This window comes from Rhodoglobus vestalii (assembly GCF_006788895.1).
GTDB classification, from domain to species: domain Bacteria; phylum Actinomycetota; class Actinomycetes; order Actinomycetales; family Microbacteriaceae; genus Rhodoglobus; species Rhodoglobus vestalii.
Genome location: NZ_VFRA01000001.1, coordinates 1,392,283 through 1,403,444, shown reverse-complemented (window position 1 = coordinate 1,403,444; position 11,162 = coordinate 1,392,283). Strand labels below are relative to the sequence as shown.

At 58.9% G+C, this 11,162-nt stretch carries 11 protein-coding genes and 2 pseudogenes; 7 read left to right on the top strand and 6 right to left on the bottom strand.

Annotated features, from left to right (window positions below):
- The first annotated feature begins 7 nt into the window (after positions 1–7).
- The 3 genes from FB472_RS06770 (at position 8) to FB472_RS06760 (ending at position 2,662) form a co-directional block, all read left to right on the top strand.
- Positions 8–748, top strand: a complete 741-nt coding sequence (locus FB472_RS06770; RefSeq protein WP_342775571.1) for an SDR family NAD(P)-dependent oxidoreductase — start codon at positions 8–10, stop codon at positions 746–748.
- A gap of 45 nt (positions 749–793) precedes the next feature.
- Entirely contained in the window at positions 794–1,678 is an 885-nt protein-coding gene (locus FB472_RS06765; RefSeq protein WP_141990260.1) for an amidohydrolase family protein, read from the top strand.
- A 303-nt stretch (positions 1,679–1,981) separates the two neighbouring features.
- Positions 1,982–2,662: an SDR family NAD(P)-dependent oxidoreductase gene (locus FB472_RS06760; protein WP_246078116.1), complete on the top strand. Its 681-nt coding sequence runs from the start codon at positions 1,982–1,984 to the stop codon at positions 2,660–2,662.
- A 10-nt stretch (positions 2,663–2,672) separates the two neighbouring features.
- On the opposite strand, the pseudogene FB472_RS06755 reads toward FB472_RS06760, so the two are convergent.
- The 6 genes and pseudogenes from FB472_RS06755 to FB472_RS14360 form a co-directional block, all read right to left on the bottom strand.
- Positions 2,673–3,549: pseudogene (locus FB472_RS06755) on the bottom strand (IS5 family transposase).
- A gap of 105 nt (positions 3,550–3,654) precedes the next feature.
- A protein-coding gene (locus tag FB472_RS06750; protein WP_141990249.1) for an IS3 family transposase occupies positions 3,655–4,847 on the bottom strand; the annotation gives its coding sequence in 2 pieces (ribosomal slippage) (positions 3,655–4,560 and positions 4,563–4,847; 1,191 coding nt in all).
- A 46-nt stretch (positions 4,848–4,893) separates the two neighbouring features.
- Positions 4,894–5,892, bottom strand: coding sequence for an IS481 family transposase (locus FB472_RS06745; protein ID WP_141990259.1), 999 nt, complete (start codon positions 5,890–5,892; stop codon positions 4,894–4,896).
- 448 nt (positions 5,893–6,340) lie between these two features.
- Positions 6,341–7,435, bottom strand: a pseudogene (locus FB472_RS06740) (ISAzo13 family transposase); the annotation flags it as partial.
- A gap of 36 nt (positions 7,436–7,471) precedes the next feature.
- Positions 7,472–8,655, bottom strand: a protein-coding gene (locus tag FB472_RS06735) for an IS3 family transposase (RefSeq protein ID WP_141990257.1) whose coding sequence is annotated in 2 segments (ribosomal slippage) — positions 7,472–8,397 and positions 8,397–8,655 — 1,185 coding nt in all. Because the reading frame shifts where the segments join, the coding sequence is not laid out codon by codon here.
- Positions 8,656–8,669: 14 nt separating this feature from the next.
- Positions 8,670–8,903 carry a hypothetical protein gene (locus FB472_RS14360; protein WP_425467233.1) on the bottom strand — a complete coding sequence of 78 codons (234 nt, stop codon included), beginning with the start codon at positions 8,901–8,903 and terminating at the stop codon, positions 8,670–8,672.
- Here FB472_RS14360 and FB472_RS06730 point away from each other — a divergent pair.
- The 4 genes from FB472_RS06730 to FB472_RS14180 are packed head-to-tail and all read left to right on the top strand — an operon-like array spanning position 8,805 to position 11,152.
- The gene (locus FB472_RS06730; RefSeq protein WP_425467229.1) at positions 8,805–9,206 is read left to right on the top strand and encodes a tyrosine-type recombinase/integrase; all 402 of its coding nucleotides are present in this window, start codon (positions 8,805–8,807) and stop codon (positions 9,204–9,206) included. The genes FB472_RS14360 and FB472_RS06730 overlap by 99 nt on opposite strands.
- The gene (locus FB472_RS06725) at positions 9,203–10,153 is read left to right on the top strand and encodes a tyrosine-type recombinase/integrase (protein ID WP_141990255.1); all 951 of its coding nucleotides are present in this window, start codon (positions 9,203–9,205) and stop codon (positions 10,151–10,153) included. Before FB472_RS06730 ends, FB472_RS06725 begins: the two co-directional genes overlap by 4 nt.
- Positions 10,150–10,542 carry a site-specific integrase gene (locus tag FB472_RS14650; RefSeq protein WP_425467215.1) on the top strand — a complete coding sequence of 131 codons (393 nt, stop codon included), beginning with the start codon at positions 10,150–10,152 and terminating at the stop codon, positions 10,540–10,542. Before FB472_RS06725 ends, FB472_RS14650 begins: the two co-directional genes overlap by 4 nt.
- Complete coding sequence (locus FB472_RS14180) at positions 10,433–11,152, top strand: tyrosine-type recombinase/integrase (RefSeq protein ID WP_246078115.1); 720 nt, start codon at positions 10,433–10,435, stop codon at positions 11,150–11,152. Before FB472_RS14650 ends, FB472_RS14180 begins: the two co-directional genes overlap by 110 nt.
- Positions 11,153–11,162: the final 10 nt, after the last annotated feature.

The window sequence follows — 11,162 nt, the reverse complement described above, 5'->3', positions numbered from 1 at the left end:
GGAATGGATGAGGATGGGAAGATTATCTGGAAAGGTTGCAATAGTCACTGGAGCAGCGTCTGGAATTGGAAACCAGACCGCTCGAGATTTTGCAGAAGCTGGTGCGAAGGTAATAGCCGTGGATCTCAACGATGGTGCGCTCGCTAACGCGTTTCCAGATTCGAGTGACTATTCTGAAACTATCTTAGCAATTTCTTTTGACGTTACAGACTCGATTGCTGTCGAAGAGTTTTTTGATTCTGTAGAGAAGAATTTTGGTCGGGTTGATGTGTTGGTCAACTGTGCGGGAATAGGTATCGGTGGGTCCATTATCGAGACCTCGGATGAGGTATGGGATCGCGTAATTAACGTCAATTTGCGAAGTGTCTTTTTGATGTGTCGCGCAGCTGTAAGGATGATGGTGAAGGAAGGCGCCGGCCGGATTATAAATATGGGTTCGGCGGCGGGCGTCATCGGAGTGAAAGACCAAAGTGCCTATTGTGCTTCAAAGGGTGGGGTCGTCTTACTGAGCAAACAGATGGCAGTGGACTTCGAGCACTTAGGTATCCGCGTTAATGCCGTATGCCCCATCGGAGTCAATACTCCGCTGTTAACGAATCAACTCGAGCCACTCGTTGATCCAAGCCAGACTGAGACTGAACTTAAGAAGAAGTTTGGAACGGTCCTGCCCGTTCAAGAGGTATCTGCGGTCATTCTCTTTCTCGCAACTGATGGATTGAGTAGCATGCCGGTTCCTTACATTCAGTGACGACCAGCACAAGATAAACAAACCAGAAAGAAACGGTGGAAAATAATGCGAATCGACTTTCGTGTTCAACCCCCATATAAGAGTTATTTGGACACCCATTTATTCAATGGTCGACCAAAGGATCCGGATCCCGTTACCCTTAACGGTCTTATGGGGAATATACCGTATTATCGTTCCTTTGAAGAGCGTTCTATGGATGCATTCCTGGATGAAATGGACGAGGCACGGATCGATATCGCAGTCGTGACCGGTCATACTGCTCCAGCTCCATATTTCGGCGTCGACAACGATGATATCGCGGAGATTGTTGATAAGTGGCCTGACAGGTTTATAGGCTTTGGCGCCATCGACACCAATTCATCCGACCCAGCGGAACTTGTGAGACAAGTAGAAAAGATCGCTGACCGAGGTTTTCGAGGAATAGGCATCATGTTCGGCTGGGCAGACACGCCGATTTATGACGATGACCAAAGACTCTATCCCATGTACGAAAAATGTGCGGAACTTGGCATGATCGTCACAACCACCTCTAGCATTTTCGTCGGTCCCGACTTAAGCTATTCAGATCCAATTCACATTCAACGAGTGGCGCGAGACTTTCCCGACTTGCCGATCGTAGTGTCCCATGGGAGCTGGCCATGGGCTACGGAACTGTGCGGGGTCGCTTTCCAAAATTCAAATGTGTACTTGATGCCAGATATTTATTTGAATGTCCCGGGAATTCCCGGTGCCAGTGAATATGTCATCGCCGCCAATAACTTTGCATCGTATAGAACCCTCCATGCTAGTGCGTACCCTGTGCGCCCGCTTCAAGACAGTATTGACGGCCTGATGCAAAGTGGCCTCCATCCAGGTGAAATCACAGACCGGGTACTCGGAGGAAACGCTGCTCGCTTGCTCGGTCTAGACGCATCAGCCGCACGGTTTTAGGGTGTTGAGTTGCTCTAGGGTTGGAGAAACCACGTCTACCCGACAGCAACCGCCGGCTAAAAGGTATGACCTAAACGGAAAGGACTTACCATAGTCCGCGACGACAACGACGAATCGGTAGACTCACCCCGATCGAGTTCGATATAGCTAGCTCATAGACCGCTCGCGCAGCCTAAATACCTCAAACAAGATGAACCAACCGACTTGATAGCCGTCCCGACCCGAGCGACGAGTATGAGTCCCAACACATAATCAAACTCAAAGACAATGCCGCTCAACCTAGATCCATATTAAGGGGAAAAGATGCAGATGAAGAAAGCCATAGTAACGGGTGGAGTGAGTGGTATTGGAGAGGCGAGCGCGGCCCGATTGAGGGCGGACGGGGTGGAGGTCATCACCGTCGATATCTCCTCCAGCGCCGATTATCCGCTTAACGTATCTGACTCAGGTGCCGTAGACAGTGCTGTCGCAGCGATAGGGCATATTGACATCCTCATCAATTGTGCAGGTGTGCTCGGGCCAATAAAGCCGTTAGTGGAGTTAACCAACGATGAGTTCCAGAAAACGTTTGACGTTAACATAAATGGGATCTTCTATTTCTGCAGGGCGACGATACCCAGCATGGTTGATCATGGGTGGGGTCGAGTCATAAATATTGCGTCCTTATCGGGAAAAAACGGGACTCCAAACCTTGCAGCTTACTCCGCATCAAAAGCAGCCGTCAGTGCTCTCACCAAATCACTTGGCAAAGAGATTGCTACGACGGGCGTGCTGGTTAACGCGATTGCACCTGGATTCATCTCAACGCCAATGAACGCGGATACTTCGGACGACGTCATCGACGATCTTACGAGCGAAGTTCCCATGAAGCGCTCGGGGCGTGTCGAGGAAGTTGCGGCGCTTGTCAGTTGGCTCGCTTCAGACGAGTGCAGTTTTTCTACTGGTGCCGTTTACGATATTAGCGGCGGAACCGCGACCTACTAGGCCGTGTCTCCTAAATCGGTTTGTGGTGCAGGATGATGGCGGCGAGTAGGACCCCGCCTTGGTAGGTGAGTGCGTATTTGTCGTATCGTGTCGCGATTCCGCGCCATTGCTTGAACCGGCTGAAGCCGCGCTCGACAGTGTTGCGTTTCTTGTATAGATCGCGGTCGAAGCGAGGCGGCCTTCCTCCTTGTTGGCCTTTGTCCTTGCGGTGCTGCTTTTGGTCGATGCGTTCGGGGATCGCATTCTTGATTCGTCGTTTTCGCAGTCTGGCTCTGGTTGACGGGTGTGAATATGCCTTGTCGGCGAGGAGGGTGAAGCCCCGTTTCGTGTTCTCTTGGATGCGGTAGGCGTCCAGCAACGGCTCCAGCGCGGGGTTGTCGCCAGCTTGGCCTGATGTCAGGAGCAAGGAGACGGGTCTGACAAGAGCGTCGGTGAGCGCATGAACCTTTGTTGTCAGGCCACCGCGGGAACGCCCGATTGCGTGGTCAGTGGGCTCGTTCTCCAATTTCGTGTAATTCGAACGAGCCCTCTGTGTCCTCGCTGCGCAGGGCGCCAGCCGCATGCTGGTGCGCGCGAACGCTGGTTGAATCCACCGAGAGCAACTCGGCCAACTCTGCGTCAAACCCCTGATCAGCGCTCTGGGCTGCCTCGAATATGCGCTGATACGTTCCATCGGTTGACCATCGGAAATGCCGTTTCCAAACCGTCTTCCAGGGACCGAACTCCGGCGGAAGATCACGCCACGGTGCCCCGACTCGGAACCGCCAACAGATCGCCTCAAGCATCAGGCGATGATCTCGCCACGGCCGTCCCCGGCGGATCTCATGCGGCTACAACGGGCCCATAACCGTCCACAACTCATCAGAAATAACACCGGAACGCACCATGAAGTCAGCATTTCATGACGACCCACTCAGAATTAGGAGACACGCCCTAGTTGTAATGCCCGGGGAGGTTAGGGGTCTGCTGCACGAGTAGGTGACAGGTTCTAGTCACGCAGCCAGTGTGGCTGGCGTGTTCATGATGGCCTCAAATTCGATCGGGGTCAACCGTCCCAGTCGGGGCTGTCGGCGGCGCCGGTGGTAGGTCCGCTCGATCCAGGTCACGATCGAGATGCGCAGTTGCTCGCGGGTGGTCCAGGAGCGGCGGTCCAGGACGTTCTTCTGGAGCAGCGAGAAGAAGCTCTCCATCGCGGCGTTGTCGCCGCAGGAGGCGACTCGGCCCATCGATCCGACCATGCGATGGCGGGTGAGCGCACGACGGAACTTCCTGCTTCGAAATTGAGAGCCTCGATCGCTGTGAACCACGCAGCCAGCGACATTACCGCGCATCGCTACGGCGTTTTCCAGCGCGTTGACCGCCAGTGTCGACTTCATTCGGGAGTCGATGGAGTAGCCGACGATCCGGTTGGAGAAAACGTCCTTGATCGCGCAGAGGTAAAGCGTGCCTTCCGCAGTTTTGTGTTCCGTGATGTCCGTTAACCACAGCTCATTCGCCTCCTCAGCGGTGAACTCGTGCCGGATACGGCCCGTGTCGTCCGTGACCGTGCAGAGGTCGTCGTGGACCGGCGGCCCAGGCTTCTTTCCGTTCTTCGCCCGCTTCTTCCCAAACGCACTCCACCAAGAATTGTCACGACAGATGCGCCACGCTGTCCGATCAGCCATCACCTGCCCGGCATCGCGAGCCTCGTCCGCCAAGAGCCGATGCCCGAACTCCGGGTCATCCTGGTGCGCGTCGAACAGAGCGTTCGTGCGATACCCCTCGACCACCTCACGAGCCGTGACCGGGTCGGCCAGCCACCGGTAGTAGGGCTGGCGGGCAAGCTTAAGAACCCGACACGTCACCGTCACGGGAACCCCGTCGACGGCGAGCTCAGTCACGAGCGGGTAGAACCTTTTCCCGGCAAGTTTGCCTGCGACAAATACGCCGCCGCCCGCCGCAAGACCTCGTTCTCCTGCTCCAGCAACCGGATCCGCTTACGTCCGTCACGCAACTCCACCGCCTCAGTGCGAGACATTCCAGGTCTGCTGCCGTCATCGACAGCAGCACGCTGCAACCACTTCTGCAACGTCATCGTGTGAACACCAAAATCGGTCGCGATCTGCTCGATCGTGACGCCGGGCTCACGATTACGGGCGACGCGAACAACATCGTCACGAAACTCACGGGGATAAGACTTAGGCATACAGACATCCTTCCAGCCCACCCACCCGGGCAAGCCAACTCAGATGTCACCTACTCGTGCAGCAGACCCTAGTTAACCGGCTGAGGGGTGGCTTGTTTCCGATTGCGGAGTGGAGCCTGTGGTGATTGTAGTAGTGCAGCCATGGTTGCAGTGCGGCGCGTCGTTCGGTGTCGGAGCCGTAGAAGCGTCCGTAGGCCCAGCCGCCGCCGAGGGTGCGGTGGAAGCGTTCGATCTTCCCGTTCGTCTGAGGCCGGTAGGGCCGGGTCCGTTTCGGCGTGAGCGAGAGTTCGGTGCAGGCGTCTCGCCAGGCGTGCGACTTGTAAGCGGACCCGTTGTCGGAGAGCACACGCTCGACGACCACTCCGCGTTCGGCGAACCAGAGCACCGCGCGTTGCAGCACCCCGATGGCAGTATCGGCTTTCTCATCTGAGCAGATCTCCGCGTAGGCGACGCGGGAGTTGTCATCGATGACGGTGTGCACGAACGAAGTGCCCAGCCGCGCGGTGCGGTCCGCGGCCCGTATGCCTGTGCGGCGAGTGGTCGCCGCACGATTCGCGCCTCCTTGCTGGCGTCCCACGTAACGATGGCCACCCCCGTCGGGGATGTTGCCGAACTTTGTCACATCAACGTGGATCATCGAGCCGGGATACTCGTGCTCGTAACGGTGCACCGGTTCCCCTGTCTGCCGGGTGATGAACGAGAGTCGGTTGACCCGACACCGCACCAGCACGGCGTGCACGGTCGACGGGGCGATTGTCAGCTGGCCGGCGATCTGAACCGGTCCCAGACGTTTACGCCACCGCAACGCGATGATCTTGCGCTTGAGGGACTCCGGCGTCTTGTTCGGCGAGTGACGAGGGCGGGAGCTGCGATCCTGCATCCCCGCGTCGCCATGCTGGGTGAAACGCTGGGCCCACCGTTTCGCGGTCGGCCACGAGACCCGGAACATCCTCGCCGCCGACGCGATACTCCACCCTTCCTCGACGATCAGGCGCGCCAGCCGCAGACGGGCGCGCGGGGTCAGTTCAGCATTAGCGTGGGACACGAGGGCCTCCGGTAGGTGAAGTGGTTACATGAACATCTCCACTCCACAACCGGAGGCCTTCCTAACGCCCAAAGCTCAGGGCGTGTCACCACACAAACTCAACCAACCTGCCTGGGCAGTACACCTAGCCCCTGATTTTCTGCACGAGTCACAAAGCAATGCACCGACCGCTGATGTCCTGTAGGTGATGAGAATTCTCCGAGAGCGAGGCTGATCCGCAGCGTCCGGTCGACCCACTCACTCACTCACTCACTCACTCACTCACTCACTCACTATATAGACTCATCTATCTTTGTCGGTGACTGGACAGAGAAAAGGAAAACAACCAGAGTGTGCGTATTGCGTTCGTGTGTGCGCTCTGCGTATGATCAGTCTCAATGAATACTGATGAAAGCTAATCACAGGCTCGATTGAGTAGAACTAAGGGCTCACGTAGAAATGACTTCGGTTATCTCGGGCGTGTCGGGTTGTCCTCGGGCGCGGAGCGCACGGTGTAGTTCCATTCGCCGTGGAAGTCGTGTCGGTGGAGGTGTTCGGCCTCGAATTCTTTCATCTGCTTGTCGGTGATCTTGATGCCTTTCTCGTAGAGGTTCGTGTCGAGCATGGATTGGATCGTGAGCCCGGTCTTGTTGGTCGTTGCGGCGATCGTTTCGACGACGATCTCGTGGGTTTCCAGGGGGCGGCCGCGCCAATTCATGGTGATCGCGGAGAACATTCGGTGTTCGATTTTGTTCCATTTGGAGGTGCCCGGCGGCAGGTGGCAGACCGTGATGTCCAGTCTGGTCTCGGTAGACAGCTCGGCGAGCTGGGTTTTCCATAACCGCAGTCTGGAACCGTTGGATCCGCCACCGTCCGCGGTGATCAGCAGTTTCGTTGCTTCTGGGTAGCCGGGATGGCCGATTTTGGTCCACCAGCGGCGGATGGACTCGACCGCGAACACTCCGGTGTCGGCATCGGAGCCGACGTTGACCCAGCCGCTGTTCGCGCCCACGTCATAGACCCCGTAGGGCACCGCCTTGCCGGCCTCTCCGATGAAGTCGTAAGTGTTGGTTGTCTCCGGTTCACCCTGAGGAGAGTACTCCGCACCGCCATTGGAGTACCTCCCAATGTTCTCTTTCTTCTTCGTGTCGACCGAGATCACCGGCAGCCCAGCGTCCAAGAACGCAGTGACCTGCTCGTTCAGGTAGATGAACTGGGCGTCGCGGTCGGGATGCTGGCGCCCCTCAAGCTTTTTCGCGTTGGCCTGCAGACTGTATCCGTGATCCTTCAAGAGCCTGGCCACCGTCTTGGGCCCCACCTGGTGACCTTGCGAGGTGAGCGTGTCTGCCAGCTTCACGGTCGACTTCGTCGTCCACCGCAGCGGCGACATCGGATCCCCGCGGGTTACCGGATCCACCAACGCGTTCAACGCCTCCCACACCAGTGGGTCCTTCTGCTCCAGCGTCGGACGGCCCGCACCCTTCATCCGCACCCGACCATCAGTGACCAGCCCCGCTTCCAGCTCCTTCGCGCCCCGCCCGACCGTATCTGCCGACTGGGCTGCTACGGGGATTTCGGACAGCGGAATTAGTGGATTCTTCTACGCTGCCAGGGCTGGCTGTTGATAACCATAGTGGACTTCGTTGGGCCGTCGATAATCGAGCGCTGAGTGCCGCCTGCGACTGTTGTAAAATCCCTCGATATAGCGGATGATGTCGCTGCGAGCCTGCGTCTTGGTCGCGTAAACGGTCCGATACACGCGCTCATTCTTGAGCATCGAGAAGAAACTTTCCGCCATGCTGTTATCCCAACAGACGCCGGTGCGGCCCATAGATGAGCGCATGCCCAGACTGGTCACCAGGGCCCGGTAGACGGCTGAGGTGTAGACGCTTCCGCGATCGGAGTGCCAAATGGCGTCAGGCGCGATCAGGGTCGTTGCCGCGGCATTCTTGAGAGCGTCCTCGACGAGTTCGGTACGCATGTGATCGGCAATGGACCAGCCAACGACTTTCTTCGAGTAGCAGTCGATGACCGTGGCCAGGTAGACGAACCCCTGCCAGGTGTGGATATACGTGATGTCTCCGATGAATTTCATCCCCGGACGATCCGCGGTGAAGTCGCGTTTGACAAGGTCGGGCACGTTTGCTGCGGCCAACGCGTCGGCCTCCGTCGTGACCCGGAATGGCCGTGGTTGGCAGGCTACGAGGCCTTCCTGGCGCATCAGCTGCCGGACGAGTTCGGGGGAACACTGCGTCTGCTCGGCGGTCAGGTCCGCGTGGATTCGCCGATACCCGTAAGTGCCGTCAGACTCCTCAAAATAGTGTCGGATCCGCGCCAAGAGGGTTTCCCGGCGGGCCGACGTCGCCGATTGCGGGCGCGTCAGCCAGTGGTAGAAACCAGAGGTTGACACCTCCAACCAGCGACACATATTCACCACAGGATTCCGGTTGTTGGGCTCAGCTTTTTGGGAGTCGATGAATTCGTACTTGCTCACTACCGCTGCTCCCGCGCGAAGTAAGCGGCCGCTTTTTTCAAAAATTGGGTCTCAGCCTTGAGCTCCTGATTTTCCCGCTCGAGTACTTTGAGACGGGCACGCTCGGGGACGGTCAGCTCCGTCTCGGTGCCACCATTCGCTTCGCGATACTTGATCAGCCAGTTGCGCAATGTTTCGTGGCCGACCCCGTAGGACTCGGCCACGTCCCTGATCGGCTTCGAGGTGCTGATCACCTCCCGACACAACTCATCTCTGAACTCCTGGGTAAATTTCCGGCGTGCTGTGGTCATGCTGATCTCTACTTTCAGTGAACCCCCATTTTAAGAGGGCCCACTGTCCGAAATATCCGCAGCACACCAGACACCCCGGTCGCTGCCGCGACCAGCTTGATCCCGCCATGGCCCAGCTGCCGGGCACCCGCCCCGGCCAACACCCGCTTCTGCCGCTCGTCCAGAATGGGTCCCACCTCGACCAGCACTCCCGCCAACGCGGTCGCGAACGCCGTATCGAACCCTGCCAACTCCGTAATCTCAGACATAGCACAAGCCTAAAGAACTTTCAGGCCAAAACTGGGTTAATTATCGCGCGAGCCCTTAGCAGCAGCATCGTCAGGCGTGCGGTCGAGCATGCCTTGGAGCGCGCGGGGATCGACGCACCGACGCATGGGGCCAATCTGCTGCGTCACTCGCTGGCCACCGGGTTGCTTGAGCACGAGGCAGGGCTGTCACAGATCGCCGATTTGATGGGTCATTCCTCGCTGGCTACCACCAGAATCTATGCAGCGGTCAATGTCGCGGCGTTACGCGAGGTCGGCCTACCGTGGCCAGAGGCGACGTCATGAGCGGGGACGTGGCCTCACGTGTGGTTGAATTTGTGGCGCTGCGCCGTGGCCTTGGCTACCGCTCGCCCAGCCATGAGCGGGCATTGCGCTCGTTCGCAAGCTATCTGGACGCGGCAGGGCATCACGGGCCGATCCCACTGGAGTCGAGCCTCAACTGGGCGGCGGAGACTGCCTCCACCGATCCACACAACCCGGCACGCAGGTTGACGACGGTGCGCGGATTCCTTCGTCACCTGGCTGGCTCTGATGGCGCGACCGAGGTCCCCATCCCCGGGCTGTTGGGCCCCAACGGCCACCGCAAACCACCACACATCTACTCCGACCGGGAGATCGGTGACCTGCTCCAAGCCACCACACGCCTGGCCCCGACCGACGGATTGAGGCCGCGCTGTTACGCCACCTTGTTCGGGCTGATCGCCTGCACCGGTCTACGGATCAGCGAAGCGTTGGCGCTGACCTGTGATGACGTGGACCTGGCAGGAGGCTTACTCACCGTGCGGGCCGGGAAACGCGGTCGAAGTCGACTCGTGCCCCTGCATCCCAGCGCATTGGGGCCACTGGGCGCATACGCTACCGAGCGGGAACAACGCTTCGGCCATCCAAGTGGGGGCCAGCCGTTTTTCCGCACCGACCGCAGCGACCGGGTCAGTTACAACGCCGCCGAGCACACGTTCGGTGTCTTGCGCCGGCAGCTGGGCTGGACCGCCGTCGGACGCACCCGGACACCGCGCATCCACGACCTGCGACACCGGATGGTGGTGCGGCGCATCGAGGCCTGGCACGCCCAAGAGGTCAACATCGACGCCAAGATCGCGGTGTTGGCAACCTACATGGGCCACGCGGAAGTGCGGAGCCTCTATTGGTATTTCTCAGCCGCGCCGGAACTGATGGGCATCATCTCTGAGCGTTTCGAAGCCTTCGCCGACCCCGCGGCAGGTGCGTCATGAGGGCTCCACAGATAGGATTCCCACAACTTGTGCAGGACTTCTTCCTCCAACGTCTGATCACCCAGCGCGGGGCCAGCGCCCGCACGGTAGAAAGCTACCGCGACGCTTTCGAGTTGCTGTTCGGGTATCTCGAGAAGCACGCCGGCACCTCGCCGTCGGCATTGCAGATGGCAGATCTGGACGCACCCTTGGTGCTGGACTTCCTCGACCATCTCGAGACCGAGCGCCACAACAGCGCCCGGACCCGCAACGCGCGCCTTGGTAGCGATCCATTCCTTCATGCGTTACGTAGCAGTGCGCGACCCGGCTTCGCTACCAGTCACCAGCCGGGTGCTGGCCATCCCGGCCAAACGGTTCGACCGTCCCGTGCTTGGCTATCTGACCCGTGAGCAGGTCGCCGTGATCCTGGCCGCACCGGACCGCGCTTCCTGGAGCGGGCGCCGAGACGCAGTGATGCTCGCCACCAATTACAACACCGGTGCTCGCGTCTCGGAGATCACCGCACTTCGCGTGCGCGATGTCCTACTGGAGCGTCAAACCGCGGTGCTTCTGCACGGCAAGGGCCGCAAGGAACGTGTCATCCCGCTCTGGAAGAACACCGCGACCGAACTTCGGGCCTGGTTGACCAGAATCGACGGCACTTCCGAGGCGCCGGTGTTTCCCAACCGGGCCGGTGAGCCGATGTCTCGCTCCGGGGTTCGGGACCGACTCGATCGGGCTGTTGCTGCGGCAGAACAACATTGCCCGTCTCTGCAGGACCAGCACATCTCCCCGCACACGCTGCGCCACTCGACCGCGATGCACCTGCTGCAATCCGGAACGGACCTAGCCACCATTGCCTTGTGGCTCGGACATTCCAGCCCGGCGACCACGCATCAGTACCTCGAAGCCGATCTGTCCGCCAAGGAAGCCGTCCTGCAACACCTAGCAGATCCCGGCCCAGCCCCCGCGCGCTTCCAGCCCGACGATAGTCTCCTCGGCTTCCTTCAAGGTCTCTGATTATGCGCAG

Bases quoted from the DNA above. Each gene is read 5' to 3' on its own strand.
- FB472_RS06770 (WP_342775571.1), top strand. From the start codon at position 8: ATGAGGATGGGAAGATTATCTGGAAAGGTTGCAATAGTCACTGGAGCA.
- FB472_RS06765 (WP_141990260.1), top strand. From the start codon at position 794: ATGCGAATCGACTTTCGTGTTCAACCCCCATATAAGAGTTATTTGGAC.
- FB472_RS06760 (WP_246078116.1), top strand. From the start codon at position 1,982: ATGCAGATGAAGAAAGCCATAGTAACGGGTGGAGTGAGTGGTATTGGA.
- FB472_RS14360 (WP_425467233.1), bottom strand. From the start codon at position 8,903: ATGTCTGAGATTACGGAGTTGGCAGGGTTCGATACGGCGTTCGCGACC.
- FB472_RS06725 (WP_141990255.1), top strand. From the start codon at position 9,203: ATGAGCGGGGACGTGGCCTCACGTGTGGTTGAATTTGTGGCGCTGCGC.
- FB472_RS14650 (WP_425467215.1), top strand. From the start codon at position 10,150: ATGAGGGCTCCACAGATAGGATTCCCACAACTTGTGCAGGACTTCTTC.
- FB472_RS14180 (WP_246078115.1), top strand. From the start codon at position 10,433: ATGCGTTACGTAGCAGTGCGCGACCCGGCTTCGCTACCAGTCACCAGC.